Raw genomic sequence first — 16,985 nt, 5'->3', positions numbered from 1 at the left:
CCTCAATCAGCGGGCGTGGACACTGCGCTGAAGGGGCTCTCCTCAACCAACTCGGTTGATCCGGAGTAGACTGGACGACTGCTGGGGCCGTGTCGCGCCCTTCAGCCTTCCCGGCCGCTTCCCCGGCCCCTCTTTCCAAGGATGTTTCTCATGGCGTCAGCCGCGCGCTCCGACTTGCGCAACGTCGCGATCGTCGCACACGTCGACCACGGCAAGACGACCCTCGTGGACGCGATGCTCCGGCAGACGAACTCGTTCGCCGAGCACGCTCACCTCGAGGACCGCGCGATGGACTCGAACGAGCTCGAGCGGGAGAAGGGGATCACGATCCTCGCCAAGAACACGGCGATCTCCTACCAGGGCAAGCACTCGCCCGACCAGGCGATCACGATCAACGTGATCGACACCCCGGGCACGCCGACTTCGGCGGCGAGGTCGAGCGCGGCCTGTCGATGGTCGACGGCGTCGTGCTCCTCGTCGACGCGAGCGAGGGCCCGCTGCCGCAGACCCGCTTCGTGCTGCGCAAGGCGCTCGAGGCGGCCCTCCCGGTCATCCTCGTGGTCAACAAGACCGACCGGCCCGACGCCCGCATCCCCGAGGTCGTCGAGGAGAGCCACGACCTGCTCCTGGGTCTCGCGAGCGACCTCGCGGACGACGCCCCGGATCTCGACCTCGACGCGATCCTCGACGTGCCCGTCGTCTACGCCTCCGGCCGGGCCGGTGCCGCGAGCACCAACGAGCCGGCTAACGGCGACCTGCCGGACAACGCGGACCTCGAGCCGCTGTTCGACGCCATCCTCACGCACATCCCCGCGCCGACCTACGACCCGGAGCACCCCTTCCAGGCGCACGTCACCAACCTCGACGCGTCGCCCTTCCTCGGCCGCATCGCCCTGCTGCGCATCTTCCAGGGCGAGGTGAAGAAGGGCCAGACGGTCGCGTGGGTGCGCCTCGACGGCAGCACCCAGAACGTCCGGATCACCGAGCTCCTCAAGACGAAGGCGCTCGACCGCTTCCCCGCGGAGTCGGCCAGCGCCGGCGACATCGTCGCCGTCGCGGGCATCGAGGACATCACCATCGGCGAAACGCTCGCCGACCCCGAGGACGTCCGCCCGCTTCCCGCCATCACGGTGGACGAGCCGGCCATCTCGATGCTGATCGGCACCAACACCTCGCCGCTCGTGGGCCGGGAGAAGGGCTCGAAGGTCACCTCCCGCATGGTCAAGGACCGCCTGGACCGGGAGCTCATCGGAAACGTGTCCATCCGCGTGGTCGACGTCGGCCGTCCGGACGCCTGGGAGGTCCAGGGCCGTGGCGAGCTGGCCCTCGCGATCCTCGTCGAGCAGATGCGCCGCGAGGGCTACGAGCTCACGGTGGGCAAGCCGCAGGTGGTCACCCGCGTGATCGACGGCAAGACCCACGAGCCCTACGAGCAGCTGACGGTCGACGCGCCGGAGGAGTACCTCGGCGCCATCACGCAGCTCCTCGCCGGCCGCCGCGGGCGCATGGAGACCATGGCGAACCACGGCAGCGGCTGGGTCCGCATGGAGTTCCTGGTGCCCTCGCGCGGCCTCATCGGCTTCCGCACCGAGTTCCTCACGGTCACCCGCGGCACGGGAATCGCGAACGCGATCTTCCACGGCTACGAGCCCTGGGCCGGCGGCATCGTCACGCGCAACAACGGCTCGCTGGTGTCCGACCGCTCCGGCGTGGTCACGACCTTCGCCCTCATCGCGCTGCAATCCCGCGGCACCTTCTTCGTCGGCCCCACCGAGGAGGTCTACGAGGGCATGGTGATCGGCGAGAACTCGCGCTCCGAGGACATGGACGTGAACATCACCAAGGAGAAGCAGCTCAACAACATCCGTTCGTCCACCGCGGACGAGCTCGAGCGCCTCACCCCGCCGCGCAAGCTTTCGCTGGAGGAGAGCCTCGAGTTCGCCGGCGACGACGAGTGCGTCGAGGTGACGCCGCTCGCGGTGCGCATCCGCAAGGTGGAGCTGGACCAGACGCTGCGGGCGCGCAGCGCCTCCCGCCTCAAGAAGCAGAACGCGTAGCCCGCTCCGCCGCGCTCCTGATCCCCGCCGCCTGCGCGGATCGAGAGATTCGGCGCGGATCAGGAACTCCGCTGCTTCTCGAGCGCGGATCAGGACGACACGCCGTCTCGCGACGGCCGTGTCCTGATCCGCGCGTCTCGAGGCCGGGTCAGGCGCCCTCGTCGGGGTCGAAGGGCCACGCGGGGCGCAGCTCCAGCCGGCCGAACCGAGCCATCGGATGCTTCGCGGCGACCTCGATCGCCTCCTCGAGGCTCGCGCACTCCAGCACGTCGTAGCCGAGGATGGTCTCCTTCGTCTCCGCGAACGGACCGTCGGTGACGAGCACGCGACCCCCGCGCCGTCGCACTGTCGTTGCGCGCTCGGCCGGGTGCAGGCGGTTGCCGCGCACCCGGACGCCTCTGCCGTCCATCTCCTCGACCCACGCCTCCGCGGTGTCCTCCTCGGCGACGTACGGCTCGGCCTCCGGGTCCGCCGCCACGATCATCAGAAACTCCATGTCGTCCTCCTTGGGATCTGCGCCGCTCGGCGCATCATTCTCACGTCGAACCGGCATGCCGCGCTTCGACATTTCGCCATCTACTTGATTGGCAACCTCGAAGTTGCCTATTGTGACGGTGTGGAGGAGGTGTTCCCTGCCATCGCCGACCCGGCCCGGCGCCGGCTCGTCGAGGCGCTCGCGGAGCGGAACGACCAGACGCTGTTCGAGCTGTGCGTGCGCCTCCTGGGCAGCGGGCACAGCATGAGCCGGCAGGCGGTCGCGAAGCACCTCGGGGTGCTCAAGGCCGCTGGGCTCGTATCGACGACCGTGCAGGGACGCACGACTCTCCACCACCTCGACCCCACCGCGCTCGGCGGCGTGCGGGACTGGGTCGAGCGGATCGCGCCGCCGGCGGAAGAGGGACAGCAATGAGGATCACCACCACGAGCGTCTTCGTCGACGACCAGCAGAAGGCGCTCGAGTTCTACACGGGCGTGCTCGGCTTCCTGCCGAAGAACGACATCCCGCTGGGCGAGCACCGCTGGCTGACCGTCGCGGCGCCCGACGGCCCCGAGGGAGTCGAGCTCCTGCTCGAGCCGAACGATCACCCGGCCGTCCGCCCGTTCACCGAGGCGCTCGTCGCCGACGGCATCCCGTTCGCGAGCTTCGGCGTCGACGATGTCGCGGCCGAGTACGAGCGCCTTCAGGCGCTCGGGGTCAGCTTCGTCCAGCCGCCCATAGAGATGGGGCCGGTGACGACGGTCATCCTCGACGACACCTGCGGGAACCTGATCCAGCTCGCCAGCATCGCGGCGGGCTGAGCCGGACGCAGCGGCTGCCGGATCCGCGCCGAGCGGGACGGACGCCCCTGGCGGGGGCGGGGGAGGACACTACGCTCTCCGCTATGCAGAACCGCCGCCGTGCCGTGCTCGCCGTCCTGATCGGCGTCGCCCTCGCTCCCGGACTCGCCGGGTGCAGCGGCAACCCGATCGAGAACCTGATCCACAACGCCACCGGCGGCGGGGTCGAGCTCGGCGGATCGAAGGTGCCCGACGGCTTCCCCACGGAGGTGCCGCTCTACGACGGCGAGGTGCTCTACGGGATCGCGGTCGGCGGCGACGAGGGCGGCAAGACCTACAACGTCACCATCCGCGTTCCCGAAGGCGCCGGCGAGCAGATCCAGACAGACCTGACCGATGCCGGCTTCACCCTCGTCGGCGGCAGTGACCCGGCGGGCGAGGGGGAGCCGCCTACGACGGCGCGAACTGGGGCGTCGTCGTGGTGCTCACGAAGGACGGCGACGGCTGGGTGGCGAACTACACGGTGACTCCGAAGGACAGCAGCGACAGCAGCAGCTGACGTCGCCGTCCCGGCCGTGGCTGCGGGCTCAAGCGAAGAGCGTCTCGCCGACCCAGCCGCCGCGTGATGCTCCGGGCGGCACCGCGAACAGGGCGGATCCGACGTGCTTGATGTACTCGTTGAGGTTGTCCGAGGCGAGGCTGCGCTGCACCGTGATGAAGTGCTCCGGTGACCGCTGGAAGCTGAGGAAGAACAGGCCGGCGTCGAGGCGGCCCAGCTCGTCGCTGCCGTTCACGAAGTTGTAGCCCCTGCGCAGGAGGCGAGCGCCGCCGTTGACCGTGGGATGCGCGCGCCGGACGTGCGCGCTCGCATCGATGAGGGGCGCTCCGGTTGCGCCCTTGGCCGCGAAGTCCAGCTCGCTGAACTCGCGCCCGCCGGACAGGGGAGCGCCTTCGCCCTTGCTGCGGCCGATGACCCGCTCCTGCTCGCCGAGCGCCGCCCGGTCCCAGGTCTCGATGAGCATGCGGATCTTGCGCGCCACCAGGTAGGAGCCCCCGGTCAGCCAGGCCGGGCCGTCGGCCGCCTGGACCCAGACGTGCTCGTCGACGGCAGCGCCCTCCTCCGCCTTCACATTGGCGGTGCCGTCCTTGAAGCCGAACAGGTTGCGGGGCGTCGCCTGGCTCGTGGACGTCGAGGAGGTGCGGCCGAACCCGAGCTGCGACCAGCGGATGGCGGCCCGCCCGAAGGCGATGCGGCTGAGGTTGCGAATGGCGTGCACCGCGACCTGGGGATCGTCCGCGCAGGCCTGGATGCAGAGGTCGCCGCCGGTCGCGCCGGGCTCGAGCGCGTCACCGCGGAATCGGGGCAGCGGCTCGAGCTCGGCCGGCTTGCGGCCGGCGAGCCCGAACCGGTCCGCACCCTCGGCGGTGACGAACAGGGTCGGGCCGAAGCCGAAGGTGATCGTGAGGCCGCTCGCGGGCAGCCCGAGTGCCTCGCCCGTGTCCTCGGGGGTGCCACGTCGGATCCGCCGACCGCCCCCGTCTCGCCGATCTCCCGCCCCGCCGTCATCGCCGCTGCGGCGGCCGACCAGTCCTGCAGCAGCTCGACGAGGCCGCTCCGGTCGAGGCCGGCGGCGACGTCGAAGACGGCGAAGTGCAGCCGGTCCTGGGCGGGCGTCGTGATGCCCGCCTGATGCGGACCGCTGAAGGGGTAGGTGCGCGCGGTCGGAGCCGGAGCGGCCGCGACCGCGGCGGCCACTCCGCCGCCTCCTGCGGCAAGGCCCGCGGCGCCGGCGCCGACAAGTCCGAGCAGCCCGCGGCGGCTCAGCCCGCGGCGCGGAAGCCCGTCGGGCCCTCCTGACTCGGCGGGCCTGCCTCCAGGTGCGGCGTGCGTTCCTGCGGCGTCCGGCACTGCGGCGTCCGTCACTGCGGCGTCCGTCACTGGGCCGCCAGCACCGTCGCGGTGAGCCGGGACAGCGGCTCCGCGAGCGCGTTCACCGCGTCCGAGAGGGTCTTCCGGCTCGCGTCGTCCACCTCCGCGTAGGAGGTGAAGCCCTCCTCCAGCGAGCCGTGCTCGGCGAGCAGAGCACGCAGGTCGTCGAAGCGGCCTGAGATCTCCGTCGTCAGCTCGGTGCCGTCGTCGCTGTCGGCAGCGAGCGGGCGCACAAGCTCGAACGCCACGGAGGCGCCGTCGACGTTCGCGGCGAAGTCGGAGAGGTCGGTGTGCGACCACCAGTCCTCCTCGCCGGAGATCTTCCCGACGGCGACCTCGTCCAGCAGGGCGATCGCGCCGTTGCTGATGTCGGCGAGGGTGACGGAGAAGGAGTCCTCGGTGACCAGCTCCTGGAGCTGGGCGACGTCGGCGACCAGCCGGTCCGCGAACTGGCGCCGCTGCTCGGGTGTCGACGGCGACCACCCGGCGAGGGCGTCGGCCCCGTCCGAGTTCAGGTCGCCGGCCGCCGGCGGCCACAGGTCCTTCTCGATCCGGTGGAACCCGGTCCAGTCGAGCCCCTCCGCGACGGCGTCCACCTCCCGGTAGTCGATCTTCGGATCGAGGTCGCCGAACGCCTCGGCAGTCGGCTCGATCCGCTCGTACGGCACGCGCGCGGCCGCGAAGAGCGAGCGGGCCGTCTCGTCATCGCCCGTGGCGTAGGCGTCGGCAAGGGCTGCGACGGCGGGCACGAGCTCGCCCACCTGCGAGCGCACGTAGGCGAGGTATCCGGTGACCGCCTCGCCCGCGGCCGCCTGGTCGCCCGACGTCGACGCCTCGCCCGTGACGGTGAACTCGGTGAGCCCGATCGGGGCTCCGACCATCTGGAACTTGCAGCCGGTGAAGTAGGTCCCCGGCTCGAGCTGGGCGACGTAGGACACCGTCTGCCCCGGCGTCACGTTCTCCTTCTCGCCCGCGATGCGCAGCTTGTCCTCGGCCAGGATCTCGAACTCGCTGACGTCGGTCCCGGTGTTCTCGAGCCGGAACTCGACGGCGCCCGCCGGGGACGTGCTGGCCGACACTGCGCAGGTGTCATCGCTGATGGCGACGTCGATCCCCGCCGCAGCGGCATCGTTGCGGACGCAGCCCGCGAGGGCGGCGCTGAGGGCCAGCGCGGCCAGGGCGGCGCTGAGAACACGTCGGGGCATGGGTCTCCGGGAGAAGGCCGCGCTCAGGCGGGGGAGCCGGCCGGGTTGTGCCGGCGGGCCGGGACGGGGGCGCGGCGCACGTGCAGCCGCGCCGCGAAGAGGCCGCCCACCACGAGCAGGTACGCGATCCATCCCGCCACCTGGGCCCAGGTCGGCTCCGGCGTGAAGTTGAAGATCCCGGCGAGCAGGGAGCCGTACCAGGACGAGGGCGGAACGACGGCGGCCAGGCTGAAGGCCGCGGAACCGCCGCCGGGCAGCAGGCCCGCCTCCTGCAGGTCGCCGATCCCGTAGGCGAAGACGCCCGCGACGATGACGACGAGGAACGCGCCCGTCCAGGTGAAGAAGCGGCCCAGGTTGATGCGGACCACGCCGCGCGCGAGGAGCCAGGACAGCCCTGCCGCGGTGAGCAGACCGAGCAGGGCGCCGGCGGTGCCGAGCGCCGCGGAGCCGGTCGAGTTCACGGTCGCCCAGACGAACAGTGCGGTCTCCACGCCTTCGCGCCCGACGCTGAGCGTGCCGATCAGGACGATGCCGATGCCTGCGCCGGCGAGTGCCGTGTCGAGCCGCGACTGCAGCTCGTGCTTGAGTCCGCGGGCGTGCGACGCCATCCAGAAGATCATCCAGGTGACCATGGCGACCGCCACGAGCGAGAGCCCGCCGCCGAGCGCCTCCTGCGCCGCGAAGGAGAGCCCGTACGGGCCCCAGGTGAGCGCCGCTCCGACGCCGAGGGAGGCGAGGATCGCGATCCCGATGCCGACCCAGAGGCGGGGGAGCACATCGGTGCGGCCGACCTTGCGGACGTACGCGACGAGGATGCCGACGATGAGGCCGGCCTCCAGGCCTTCGCGCAGGCCGATGAGGTAGTTCGCGAGCACAGGGGATCGATTCTCGAGGGGCGGACGATGGCCCGGAAGATTGGTAAGGCTATCCTTACCCCGAGAACCCTATACATGCCGTCCGGACGCTGTCCAGGTCGGGGCCTCCAGGGGCTCGACATAGAATGCGGCGTGCTTCCGGCCGTCTCAGAGGATCCGCCCTCGCTCCTGATGCGCGTGGTCGGCGGACTCTCCTGCCTCGTGCTGGGAGCCGCCACAGGCGTCATCGGAACCTTCGCGCACCAGTCCGGCTGGACGCTGCTCGGCGCTCGGCTGCCCGTCGGGCTCGTGGCCGCACTCCTCGCGGTCGCCTGCCTCGTGGCGGGGCTGCGCCTCGCGCTCGACTCGCGCCTCTACGCCGGACTTGCGGCGGTCGGCATCCTCGTGGCCATCGGCGTCCTCGCGCTGCCCGGGCCCAGCGGCTCGGCGCTGCTGCCCGCCAACTTCGCCGGCTACGGCTGGACGCTCGGACCCGCCGTGATCAGCGCGCTGGTGCTGGCCTGGCCCCGCGGGCTCTCCCGCGATTCGGGGCGCGGTCCGCGCGGGTGGAATACTGACGGGGGAGAGGAAACCGCCCAGTGACCTACGTGATCGCACTGCCCTGTGTCGATGTCAAGGACCGTGCCTGCATCGACGAGTGCCCGGTCGACTGCATCTACGAGGGCGACCGGATGCTCTACATCCACCCCGACGAGTGCGTGGACTGCGGAGCGTGCGAGCCGGTGTGTCCGGTCGAGGCGATCTACTACGAGGACGACCTGCCCGACCAGTGGTCCGACTACTACCGGGCGAACGTCGACTTCTTCCAGGACATCGGGTCGCCGGGCGGCGCCGCCAAGGTGGGCGTCATCCACAAGGATCACCCGGTCGTCTCCGCCCTTCCGCCCCAGGCCTGACGGGTCCGCGCGCCCTCGTGCGGGGGCGCCCGATCGGCGGGGTGCGCCGATGCCCGCGCCACGCCCTAGGCTGAGTCGGTACCGTTCCGGCGCCACGAGCGCGCGGAATACCCCTGAGAAGAGTTCGTGAGGAGCGCTGTGGGCGGAGTCGGCCACACCGGCGATGAGCAGAGTGTCACGCTCAGCTTCCCCGGCGGTGAAGCGCAGTTCCCGGTCATCCCGAGTGTCGACGGGGCGTCGAGCATCGACGTGTCGACGCTGACGAAGAAGACCGGATACACCGCCCTGGACCAGGGCTTCGTGAACACCGCGTCCACGCGATCGGCGATCACCTACATCGACGGCGACAAGGGCATCCTGCGCTACCGCGGGTATCCGATCGAGGAGCTGGCGCAGCAGTCGACCTACCTCGAGACCGCCTGGCTGCTCATCTACGGCGAGCTGCCCACGGCGAGCCAGCTCGAGGAGTTCGACGAGAAGATCCGCCGGCACACGCTGCTGCACGAGGACCTCAAGCAGTTCTTCAGCGCCCTGCCGCACACGGCGCACCCGATGTCGATGCTCTCCAGCGCGGTCTCCGCGCTCTCGACCTACTACGAGGACTCCCTCAACGTGCACGACCCGGAGCAGGTCGAGATCTCGACCATCCGTCTGCTCGCGAAGCTGCCCGTCATCGCGGCGTACGCGCACAAGAAGAGCCTGGGCCAGGCGTTCCTGTACCCGGACAACTCGCTGAGCTTCGTCGACAACTTCCTGCGCCTCAACTTCGGCACGCTGGCCGAGCCGTACGAGGTGAACCCTGTCCTCTCGAAGGCGCTCGACCGCCTGCTCATCCTGCACGAGGACCACGAGCAGAACGCGTCCACCTCGACCGTCCGCCTCGTCGGCTCGACCGAGGCGAACATCTTCGCGTCCGTCTCCGCGGGCATCAACGCCCTCTACGGTCCGCTGCACGGCGGCGCCAACGAGGCCGTGCTCAAGATGCTCAGCCAGATCCGCGACTCCGGCGAGGGTGTCGCCAAGTTCGTGGAGCGGGTGAAGAAGAAGGAGGAGGGCGTGCGGCTGATGGGATTCGGCCACCGCGTCTACAAGAGCTACGACCCTCGCGCCAAGCTCGTCAAGGAAAGCGCCGACGAGGTCCTCGAGGCACTCGGCGTCCAGGACCCGCTGCTCGATCTCGCGCGGGAGCTGGAGCAGATCGCCCTCGCCGACGACTACTTCATCCAGCGCAAGCTGTACCCCAACGTCGACTTCTACACGGGCGTCATCTACAAGGCGATGGGCTTCCCGGCCCGCATGTTCACAGTGCTCTTCGCGATCGGCCGGCTCCCCGGCTGGATCGCCCACTGGCGCGAGATGAACGACGACCCGGCCACCAAGATCGGCCGCCCGCAGCAGCTCTACGTGGGCCCGCCGGAGCGCCATATCTCCCGCTGACCTGCGCGCCCGCGGCGTCCGCGCCGTGCGACACGGCGGGCCGAATCGGGCAATCCGGGCCGAAGCGGTGGCCCGCTTTGCCCGAATCGGCCCGTATTGCGCTGCGCGGGTGAAACCGCCAACCCGCGGGTCCAGCTACACCCGCGAGGTGGCGGCTTCACCCGCGGAACCCTCCGCCCGCGCCAGGGGCGACCGGACTCAGGCGGTGTGCAGGGCGGCGTTGAGCTCGATGCCCTCGCCCTGGCGGGGAACCGCCTCCACCGTGCCCGTGAGGGAGTTGCGGCGGAACAGCAGGTTCGGCACCCCCGAGAGCTCGCGGGCCTTCACCGTCTGCAGGTTCCCGTCGGGCGTCCGGGCGGCGCCGACGAGCGCGACCTTCGTGCCCGCGGTGAGGTAGAGGCCGGCCTCGACGACCGAGTCGTCGCCGATCGAGATGCCGACGCCCGAGTTCGCGCCGAGCAGGGCGCGCTGGCCGATCACGACGCGCTCCGTGCCGCCGCCCGACAGCGTGCCCATGATCGATGCGCCGCCGCCGATGTCCGAGCCGTCGCCGACCACGACGCCCTGCGAGATGCGCCCCTCGACCATCGAGGTGCCGAGCGTGCCCGCGTTGTAGTTGACGAACCCCTCGTGCATGACGACCGTGCCGGGCGCGAGGTGGGCGCCCAGCCGCACCCGGGAGGCGTCGGCGATGCGCACGCGCGGCGGCGTCACGTAGTCGGTGAGGCGCGGGAAGCGGTCGATGCCCTGCACCTGGATGCCGTTCCTCAGCAGCACCCGGCGCCGGCGCTCCACGGCATCCGGATGCATCGGGCCCGCCGTCGTCCACGCCACGTTGGGGAGGTGGGCGAAGATCCCGTCGAGGTTGATCTCGTTCGGGCGGACCAGGAGGTGCGAGAGCAGGTGCAGGCGCAGGTACGCGTCCTGCGTGGATGCCGGGGCCCGGTCGAGGTGGAGGTCGACGGTCACCGCCTCCACGCGGACCTCGCGCATCGGGTCCGGACCCGCCTGCTCCTCGAGTGCTGCGGGCTGGATCCAGCGCTCGCGCCCGGCCGGGAACGGGCCGAGCTTCGGCTCGGGGTACCAGGTGTCGAGCACGGTGCCGTCCGAGGCGATCGTGGCGAGTCCGTATCCCCAGGCGAGCCGTGCATCCTTCGACATGCCTCCAGGGTATCGACCGGGCCCGTGCCCAGCGCGGGTCCCGTCACCCGGTACGTTCCGGCCCGGAAGGTACGGCGCAACGCGCACTCCGGGCCGGAACGTGCTGCGGGGACGGCGGGGCCGCCGCCTCCTGATAGGGGCCCTGGGTAGGGTGAACCCATGCCGCCGCTCGACCTCACCGCCTCGTCGATCGACCTGACCCGGGCGATCTGCGACATCGAGTCGGTGTCGGATCGAGAGGGGCCGCTCGCGGACCTCATCGAGGAGGCGGCGCGGGCCGTTCCGCACCTCACGGTGTCCCGCCACGGCGACACGATCGTGGCCCGCACCACGCTCGGCCGCGAGCAGCGCGTCGTCATCGCCGGCCACATCGACACGGTGCCGCTCAACAACAACCTCCCCACGCGCTTCGAGACGATCGACGGGGTCGACTACCTCTGGGGCCGCGGCACCGTCGACATGAAGGCCGGCGTCGCCGTACAGCTCAAGCTGGCGGCCGAGCTCGCCGAGCCGGTCGCCGACATCACCTGGATCTGGTACGACCACGAGGAGGTGTCGGAGGCGAAGAACGGGCTCAACCGGCTCTCCCAGTCGAACCCGGAGCTGCTCGCGGCCGACTTCGCGATCCTCGGCGAGCCCACCCGCTCCGAGATCGAGGGCGGCTGCAACGGCAACCTCCGCGCCGAGATCCGCACCCGTGGCCTCCGCGCGCACTCGGCGCGAGCCTGGGTCGGCGACAACGCGATCCACAAGGCGGCGCCGATCCTCGACATCCTCGCCGCCTACGAGCCGCGCAACGTCGAGGTCGACGGGCTCGTGTACCGCGAGGGCCTCAACGCGGTCGGCATCACCGGCGGCATCGCGGGCAACATCATCCCCGACGAGTGCATGGTGCATATCAACTACCGGTTCGCGCCCAGCCGGAGCGCCGAGGAGGCGGTGGCCCACATTCACGAGCTGTTCAGCGGCTTCGAGGTGGAGATCGTGGACCTCGCCGCCGGCGCCCGGCCCGGCCTCGACGCCCCCATCGCGCAGCACTTCGTCGCCGCGGTCGGCGGCACTCCGATGCCGAAGTACGGCTGGACCGACGTCGCGCGCTTCTCGCGGCTCGGCGTCCCCGCGGTGAACTACGGGCCCGGCGACCCCATCAAGGCGCACGCCGACGACGAGCGGGTGCCGCTCGCGCAGATCACGGACTGCGAGCGGGGGCTCCGGGCGTGGCTGACGGGCTCGGCGAGCTGACCCGGGCGCCGGCGGTCTCCCCACCGGAGCCCCGCGAGGCCTCCCTCTGGCAGCGGACGCCGTGGTGGGTCCGCGTGGTGCTCGTCTACGCCGCGGCCCGCGTCCTGACGACGATCGCGCTCGCGCTCACGGCCACGCAGCTGACGCCGCAGTCCCGCGCGGGCGCCAACCCCGACTTCTTCTCCTACACGGCGCTCTGGGACGGCTACTGGTACTGGTACATCGCCGCGGTCGGCTATCCCCACCAGCTGCCACTGGATGCCGCCGGCCACGTCGCCGAGAACCAGTGGGCCTTCATGCCGGTCTACCCCTGGTTCGTGTCCGGCCTCGCGGCCGTCACGGGGACCTTCTGGCCGGCCGCCGCCTTCCTCGTCTCCCTGCTGTTCGGCTTCGGCGCCGCGCTGCTGCTGTACCGGCTGTTCCTGCTCCGGCTCGCGGAGGACCAGGCGTTCTTCGCGGTCGTGCTCTTCTCCGTCGCGCCGCTGTCCTTCATCTTCCAGATGGCCTACGCGGAGGCGATGCACACCTTCCTCCTCGTGCTCGCCCTCTACCTGCTGACGCAGCGCCGCTGGCTGTGGCTGTTCCCGGTCACGGCGGTCATGGCGCTCACCCGCCCATCGGGGCTCGCCTTCGCTCTCGCGCTCTCCATCTACTGGCTCGTGCGCTTCCGCATGCGGGACCGGGATCCCTTCCCCGGAGAGAGCAGCTGATCGCGGGCGGCCTCGCGGTGTTCAGCGGGATCATGGGACTCGCCTGGGCCGGCATCGCCTGGCTGGTCACCGGCTCGATGACGGCGTACACCGACACCGAGCTCGCCTGGCGCGCACCCGTCATCGGCTACCAGCACCTCGTGCCGTTCGCGCCATGGTTCCAGGCGTTCTCGCTCTGGTTCGGCTCGCCGCTCGGCGCGATCGTCGTGGTGCTCGTCGTGGCCGCGTTCGGCGCGCTGCTGTTCCACCCGGCCGTCCGGCGGCTGGGACCGGAGATGGTCGCCTGGGTGGGCAGTTACGCCCTCTACCTGCTCGCGGTGTTCTTCCCGCAGTCGAGCACCTTCCGGCTGCTGGTGCCGATGTTCCCCTCGCCGGGGCGATCGCCCAGCCCCGATCGACCGCCTACCGCATCTCGATCGTCGTGGTCTCGCTGGCGCTCCAGTTCGGCTGGCTGTGGGCCACCTGGGGTCCCGTCTCGTCGTACTGGTCGGTGCCCTGACCCGCGTGTTCACTCTGCCGGCAGCTCACGCGCAGGCGCGTGGCTCGAGCCCCTCACGGCCCGACAAGGCGAAAGCTCCGGTCAGCACCGTGCCGGCCGAGGCTTCGCCGTTGCGCCATGGTCCAGCTACGAACGCCCTCGGCGCACTTCGGTGACGAGCACACCATCCCCGAAGACAGTGGACCTCGTGAGGGCCCAGTCGGTCTTGTCGGGCGTCTCGCCCCAGAGGCGCGTGCCATGGCCGAGGATCACCGGGAACTGCATCAGGTGGATCTCGTCGACCAGGTCGAGGGCAAGCATCGCCCGCACGAGACTGATGCTGCCCGCAACCGAGATGTCGCCGTCGATCTCAGCTTTCAGGCGACCGACCGCATCCGGGAGAGCGCCCGCCAGCACGGTGGTGTTGTTCCAGACCGGCCGGGTGAGGGTGCTCGAGACGACGTACTTGGGCATGCCGTTGTACTTGTCCGCCAACCGCCCTTCGTAGTGCGGCCACGCACCGGCGAACCCCTCGTACGTGGTGCGGCCCAGCAGCAGGGCGGATGCGCCGAGCGCCTCCTCCTCCTTGTACCGCTCGCCGTCAGCTCCCCGATCGAACGCGAAGCTCCAGTTCGGGTATTTGAAGTCGGAACCGCCGGGCGCCTCCACCACGCCGTCGAGCGAGATGAACTCGGTCACGACGATACGGCCCATGTCACGCCTCCCCGATGAATGCGCGGAGCGCGGGCGCGAGCACATCTGCCGTGGCGGAGTGGTTCTCTCCGGGTACCGGCCTGAGCGTCGCGGTGGGCAGCAGATCGGCGACGGCCTTCGCGCCCGCAGCCAGGAAGGGCCACGTGCTCTCGCCGTACATCACCAGAACCGGGATGCTGATGCGGTTCCAGCGGTCGGCACTGAGTGGCTTCCCCGCCATCGCGTCTCCCACCTGCCGCCCGTCGTAGGAGATCGTCGGAGCGACTGCCTCCAGGCCCGGCCACATCTCGCTCGCGCGCATGCCGCTGACGAACTCGGGCGGCATGAGCACGGCCGCGGTGAGGAAGAGCTCGGCCGCATCGCCGGGCCGGCCTGCGGCGATCGCCGCCTCCAGGCGTCGCACGTAGTCGTCGGGCAGGGGAGGACGGGCGTCATCGGCGACGGCTGGGGGCTCGAACAGGGCGAGTCGTGCGATCGGGATTCCGGCCTGTGCGGAGTTCAGCGCAAGGAACCCTCCCGACGACCAGGCGAACACGGTGGCAGGGCGGCCCTCGCCGGGGCCCGCGATGATCGCAGCCAGATCCTCGAACTCACGCTCGACCGCGTAGGGGGCGGTGTCTCCGCTCTCCGCGTCCGCGGCGGTCGTAGGTGATGACGCGGAATGAGTCAGCGAGCAGTTCGCCGACCTTCTCGTTCTCCGGGGTGACCGCGCGGTACGCGGTCGCGCCGTCGACGATGATGAGCGGGTCGCCGTCACCCCACGCCGAGTACGCGATGGTGGTGCCGTCGGCCGACGCAACAGTGCCCTGAAGCAATTCGTCTCCTTTCGTTCGCCGGGTGGCTCCCACCGCGACGCACCCACGTTAGGAAACGCCTGGCTCTTCCCTCTTGTACAGAAGCGACAGGGCATCCGACTGCCCCTGCGGGTTCCGCAACTGGGTCGCCGTGCGCCCGATGTAGCGCTGCAGCGCGCGCGCCAGGTGGGGCTGGTCGTAGTAGCCGAGCCGGTGGACGACATCGAGGGCCGGCACCCCTGCAGCGATGAGGATCGCTGCTTCTCGCGCTCGGTCGATCTGGCGGATCGCTCCCTGCGTCAGGCCTGTCGCTCCCGCGACGCGCCGCTGCACCGAACGCGATCCGACACGCGCTGCGCCGCCCCACACCACCTCGTCGACGAGAGGGTCGCGCACGAGCAGCGCGGCCCGCACGAGCTTCTCGACGAACTGCTCGGCATTGTCGAAGTCGGGCAGTTCCCACTGCTCCCCGGCGAGCACGAACGAGCGCGCGGTCGCGTGGACGCTCTCGACTCCGCCGTCGACGATCCCTGCGACCGGCAGGTGCGGCATCCATGCGCCATGCGCGAACGTGATCCCGAACGAAGCCGAGTCCCCGGAGAGTTTCGCCTCCGATGCTGCCGTCTCGGGTCCGCGAGCAGCGGCGTGCACTACGCCGTCCTCCTCCCAGAACACGAGCTCCCAGTTGGACGTCGCGATCGACGTCATCGTCTCGGTCCCTGACGCTCGGCCTCGCCAGACGCGAAGAACGTAGGCCGAATCGGACGCGCGGTCCTCACTCTCGATCGGCATGCAGGCCCTACGCCCGTCCGGGACAGCTGCGGTAGGGCCGCCCTGGAAGCGTGATCACTCCAGCCACTCCGTCACGAAGCGGTCGTTCGCGTGGATATGCACCGACTCGAAGAAGCCGCGGTCCAGCACCTCGAACTTGTGCGGCACGGACGCCGGTACGACGAGCACCTGCGCACCCGCGAGCACCACCTGCTCATCGCCCGCGGTGAACAGCGCCTCGCCCCGTCGGACGATGAAGGTCTCGCTGTACGGGTGGCGGTGCAGCCGCGGCCCCGAGCCGACCACGTCGGTGTACTCCTGGATGATCGAGATCTCGGCGCCCGAGAGGACCCCTCGAGGTCTCTGTCGAAGGGCAGATCAATCACCTTGACTGTCATGACGTCCATTGTGGATGCGAGGCTCGACATATCCCCGCTCAGCCGGCCCACGAAAGCCTGCCGGCTCCAGCTCACGCGTGCGACCGCCCTTCCGGGCAGGATCGCGGACGCCCCTGGGACCGTTCCCACGCCGCTGTTTTGGCGCATGTCCGCGCCCTACGGGATAATGGAGTCGAACCTGCCGAAAGGGGCAACTCGATGGCCGCAATGAAGCCGAGAACCGGAGACGGGCCGATGGAGGCCGTCAAGGAAGGTCGCCTCATCATCGTGCGCGTGCCGCTCGAGGGTGGCGGCCGTCTGGTCGTCTCCGTGAACGACGCCGAGGCCCGGGAGCTGCACGCCGCGCTGGGCGCCGTCGTCGGCGTCAGCTGACGGCGGTCACAGCCGGACGAGCTGCAGGAGGCCTCCGCCCGCGGGCGACAGCGTGCTGAGCACGGCGGGGGAGGTCCCGATCTCCTCGAGCACGGTGCGGAATGCGGTGGAGACCGCGTCTCTCCGCACCGGGTTCGCCACGTCGCCGTGCCAGAGCGCGTTGGCGACGAGCACGAGCCCGCCCCGACGGACCAGCCGGAGGCCGTGCTCGACGTACTCGATCACGCTGCGCGGATCGGCGTCGATGAGCACCAGGTCGTAGGACTCCTCGTTCATGCGGGGCAGCACGTCCTGAGCGCGCCCGGAGATGAGCCGGAAGCGGCTCGTCGCGACCCCCGCCTCGGCGAACGCCGCACGGGCCGCGGCCTGGTGGTCGGGCTCGCTGTCGATCGAAGTGAGGGTGGCCGTCGGCGCGCCCGTCAGCATCCACAGCCCCGAGACCCCGGTGCCCGTGCCGATCTCGACGATCGAGCGCGCCTTGAGGGTCGCCGCGAGCACGGCCAGCTGGGCGCCCACGGCGGGCGAGACGGCGTCCACCCCGAGCTCCAGGGAGTGCTCGCGGGCCAGCAGGATGGCGTCGGGTTCCACCACGTAGTCGTCGGCGAACTTCCAGTTCGCGTCCTTCTCAGTCATATCGCCCCCAACCCTATGCGCCCCGGGCTCTCCC

20 protein-coding genes and 2 pseudogenes are annotated in these 16,985 nt (G+C 70.6%); 10 read left to right on the top strand and 12 right to left on the bottom strand.

The window, feature by feature from the left end:
• Window positions 1–150: 150 nt before the first annotated feature.
• Window positions 151–2,057: pseudogene (gene typA, locus QUE51_RS02530) on the top strand (translational GTPase TypA).
• 148 nt (window positions 2,058–2,205) lie between these two features.
• Here the strand turns inward: typA and QUE51_RS02525 are convergent.
• Window positions 2,206–2,553, bottom strand: a complete 348-nt coding sequence (locus QUE51_RS02525) for a YciI family protein (protein ID WP_286278052.1) — start codon at window positions 2,551–2,553, stop codon at window positions 2,206–2,208.
• 120 nt (window positions 2,554–2,673) lie between these two features.
• On the opposite strand from QUE51_RS02525, the gene QUE51_RS02520 reads away from it, so the two are divergent.
• From QUE51_RS02520 to QUE51_RS02510, 3 genes are all read left to right on the top strand, one after another.
• On the top strand, window positions 2,674–2,967 hold the full coding sequence (locus QUE51_RS02520) for an ArsR/SmtB family transcription factor (protein WP_286278051.1): 294 nt from the start codon (window positions 2,674–2,676) through the stop codon (window positions 2,965–2,967).
• On the top strand, window positions 2,964–3,356 hold the full coding sequence (locus QUE51_RS02515; protein WP_286278050.1) for a VOC family protein: 393 nt from the start codon (window positions 2,964–2,966) through the stop codon (window positions 3,354–3,356). The genes QUE51_RS02520 and QUE51_RS02515 overlap by 4 nt, the downstream gene beginning before the upstream one ends.
• An 83-nt stretch (window positions 3,357–3,439) precedes the next feature.
• Entirely contained in the window at window positions 3,440–3,862 is a 423-nt protein-coding gene (locus QUE51_RS02510; RefSeq protein WP_286278049.1) for a hypothetical protein, read from the top strand.
• Window positions 3,863–3,922: 60 nt separating this feature from the next.
• On the opposite strand, the pseudogene efeB reads toward QUE51_RS02510, so the two are convergent.
• The 3 genes and pseudogenes from efeB to efeU form a co-directional block, all read right to left on the bottom strand.
• Window positions 3,923–5,160: pseudogene (gene efeB / locus QUE51_RS02505) on the bottom strand (iron uptake transporter deferrochelatase/peroxidase subunit).
• Window positions 5,161–5,270: 110 nt separating this feature from the next.
• The gene (gene efeO / locus QUE51_RS02500) at window positions 5,271–6,470 is read right to left on the bottom strand and encodes an iron uptake system protein EfeO (RefSeq protein ID WP_286278048.1); all 1,200 of its coding nucleotides are present in this window, start codon (window positions 6,468–6,470) and stop codon (window positions 5,271–5,273) included.
• 23 nt (window positions 6,471–6,493) lie between these two features.
• Window positions 6,494–7,345 (bottom strand): iron uptake transporter permease EfeU, encoded by an 852-nt coding sequence (efeU, locus tag QUE51_RS02495; RefSeq protein ID WP_286278047.1) that lies wholly within the window; start codon window positions 7,343–7,345, stop codon window positions 6,494–6,496.
• A 132-nt stretch (window positions 7,346–7,477) separates the two neighbouring features.
• On the opposite strand from efeU, the gene QUE51_RS02490 reads away from it, so the two are divergent.
• The 3 genes from QUE51_RS02490 to QUE51_RS02480 all read left to right on the top strand — a co-directional run bounded on the left by QUE51_RS02490 (window position 7,478) and on the right by QUE51_RS02480 (window position 9,678).
• On the top strand, window positions 7,478–7,927 hold the full coding sequence (locus tag QUE51_RS02490; protein WP_286278046.1) for a DUF6113 family protein: 450 nt from the start codon (window positions 7,478–7,480) through the stop codon (window positions 7,925–7,927).
• Window positions 7,924–8,241, top strand: a complete 318-nt coding sequence (gene fdxA / locus QUE51_RS02485; RefSeq protein WP_286278045.1) for a ferredoxin — start codon at window positions 7,924–7,926, stop codon at window positions 8,239–8,241. The genes QUE51_RS02490 and fdxA overlap by 4 nt, the downstream gene beginning before the upstream one ends.
• Window positions 8,242–8,367: 126 nt before the next feature.
• A complete protein-coding gene (locus tag QUE51_RS02480) occupies window positions 8,368–9,678 on the top strand; it encodes a citrate synthase (RefSeq protein ID WP_434017234.1) in 1,311 nt (436 codons plus the stop codon).
• Window positions 9,679–9,876: 198 nt separating this feature from the next.
• On the opposite strand, the gene dapD is transcribed toward QUE51_RS02480, so the two are convergent.
• Window positions 9,877–10,839: a 2,3,4,5-tetrahydropyridine-2,6-dicarboxylate N-succinyltransferase gene (dapD, locus tag QUE51_RS02475; RefSeq protein WP_286278044.1), complete on the bottom strand. Its 963-nt coding sequence runs from the start codon at window positions 10,837–10,839 to the stop codon at window positions 9,877–9,879.
• A gap of 159 nt (window positions 10,840–10,998) precedes the next feature.
• Between dapD and dapE the strand changes: the two genes are divergently transcribed.
• Together dapE and QUE51_RS02465 are read left to right on the top strand one after the other, a co-directional pair.
• Complete coding sequence (dapE, locus tag QUE51_RS02470) at window positions 10,999–12,081, top strand: succinyl-diaminopimelate desuccinylase (RefSeq protein ID WP_286278043.1); 1,083 nt, start codon at window positions 10,999–11,001, stop codon at window positions 12,079–12,081.
• A complete protein-coding gene (locus QUE51_RS02465) occupies window positions 12,057–12,791 on the top strand; it encodes a glycosyltransferase family 39 protein (protein WP_286278042.1) in 735 nt (244 codons plus the stop codon). The genes dapE and QUE51_RS02465 overlap by 25 nt, the downstream gene beginning before the upstream one ends.
• A 402-nt stretch (window positions 12,792–13,193) precedes the next feature.
• Here the strand turns inward: QUE51_RS02465 and QUE51_RS02460 are convergent, their stop codons facing one another.
• The 6 genes from QUE51_RS02460 to QUE51_RS02435 form a co-directional block, all read right to left on the bottom strand.
• A complete protein-coding gene (locus QUE51_RS02460; protein ID WP_286278041.1) occupies window positions 13,194–13,319 on the bottom strand; it encodes a hypothetical protein in 126 nt (41 codons plus the stop codon).
• 97 nt (window positions 13,320–13,416) lie between these two features.
• Window positions 13,417–13,983, bottom strand: a complete 567-nt coding sequence (locus QUE51_RS02455) for a dihydrofolate reductase family protein (protein WP_286278040.1) — start codon at window positions 13,981–13,983, stop codon at window positions 13,417–13,419.
• A 1-nt stretch (window position 13,984) separates the two neighbouring features.
• Window positions 13,985–14,551 carry an alpha/beta fold hydrolase gene (locus QUE51_RS02450; RefSeq protein WP_286279227.1) on the bottom strand — a complete coding sequence of 189 codons (567 nt, stop codon included), beginning with the start codon at window positions 14,549–14,551 and terminating at the stop codon, window positions 13,985–13,987.
• 22 nt (window positions 14,552–14,573) lie between these two features.
• Window positions 14,574–14,798, bottom strand: coding sequence for an alpha/beta fold hydrolase (locus tag QUE51_RS02445; protein ID WP_286279494.1), 225 nt, complete (start codon window positions 14,796–14,798; stop codon window positions 14,574–14,576).
• Window positions 14,799–14,846: 48 nt separating this feature from the next.
• Window positions 14,847–15,485, bottom strand: coding sequence for a helix-turn-helix domain-containing protein (locus tag QUE51_RS02440; RefSeq protein WP_286278039.1), 639 nt, complete (start codon window positions 15,483–15,485; stop codon window positions 14,847–14,849).
• Between the two features lie 138 nt (window positions 15,486–15,623).
• Window positions 15,624–15,854, bottom strand: coding sequence for a cupin domain-containing protein (locus tag QUE51_RS02435; protein WP_286278038.1), 231 nt, complete (start codon window positions 15,852–15,854; stop codon window positions 15,624–15,626).
• Between the two features lie 290 nt (window positions 15,855–16,144).
• On the opposite strand from QUE51_RS02435, the gene QUE51_RS02430 reads away from it, so the two are divergent.
• Window positions 16,145–16,318 carry a DUF3117 domain-containing protein gene (locus QUE51_RS02430; RefSeq protein ID WP_286278037.1) on the top strand — a complete coding sequence of 58 codons (174 nt, stop codon included), beginning with the start codon at window positions 16,145–16,147 and terminating at the stop codon, window positions 16,316–16,318.
• 6 nt (window positions 16,319–16,324) lie between these two features.
• Here QUE51_RS02430 and QUE51_RS02425 read toward each other — a convergent pair whose 3' ends face one another.
• Window positions 16,325–16,951, bottom strand: a complete 627-nt coding sequence (locus QUE51_RS02425; RefSeq protein WP_286278036.1) for an O-methyltransferase — start codon at window positions 16,949–16,951, stop codon at window positions 16,325–16,327.
• Window positions 16,952–16,985 lie beyond the last annotated feature (34 nt).

Source organism: Naasia aerilata, assembly GCF_030296595.1.
Taxonomy (GTDB): Bacteria; Actinomycetota; Actinomycetes; order Actinomycetales; family Microbacteriaceae; genus Naasia; species Naasia aerilata.
This window is presented reverse-complemented; position numbering and strand designations above follow the sequence as displayed.

Excerpts from the sequence above, each read along its gene's own strand:
- QUE51_RS02525 (WP_286278052.1), bottom strand. The coding sequence starts at position 2,553 with ATGGAGTTTCTGATGATCGTGGCGGCGGACCCGGAGGCCGAGCCGTAC.
- QUE51_RS02515 (WP_286278050.1), top strand. The coding sequence starts at position 2,964 with ATGAGGATCACCACCACGAGCGTCTTCGTCGACGACCAGCAGAAGGCG.
- QUE51_RS02510 (WP_286278049.1), top strand. The coding sequence starts at position 3,440 with ATGCAGAACCGCCGCCGTGCCGTGCTCGCCGTCCTGATCGGCGTCGCC.
- efeO (WP_286278048.1), bottom strand. The coding sequence starts at position 6,470 with ATGCCCCGACGTGTTCTCAGCGCCGCCCTGGCCGCGCTGGCCCTCAGC.
- dapD (WP_286278044.1), bottom strand. The coding sequence starts at position 10,839 with ATGTCGAAGGATGCACGGCTCGCCTGGGGATACGGACTCGCCACGATC.
- dapE (WP_286278043.1), top strand. The coding sequence starts at position 10,999 with ATGCCGCCGCTCGACCTCACCGCCTCGTCGATCGACCTGACCCGGGCG.
- QUE51_RS02455 (WP_286278040.1), bottom strand. The coding sequence starts at position 13,983 with ATGGGCCGTATCGTCGTGACCGAGTTCATCTCGCTCGACGGCGTGGTG.
- QUE51_RS02440 (WP_286278039.1), bottom strand. The coding sequence starts at position 15,485 with ATGACGTCGATCGCGACGTCCAACTGGGAGCTCGTGTTCTGGGAGGAG.
- QUE51_RS02430 (WP_286278037.1), top strand. The coding sequence starts at position 16,145 with ATGGCCGCAATGAAGCCGAGAACCGGAGACGGGCCGATGGAGGCCGTC.
- QUE51_RS02425 (WP_286278036.1), bottom strand. The coding sequence starts at position 16,951 with ATGACTGAGAAGGACGCGAACTGGAAGTTCGCCGACGACTACGTGGTG.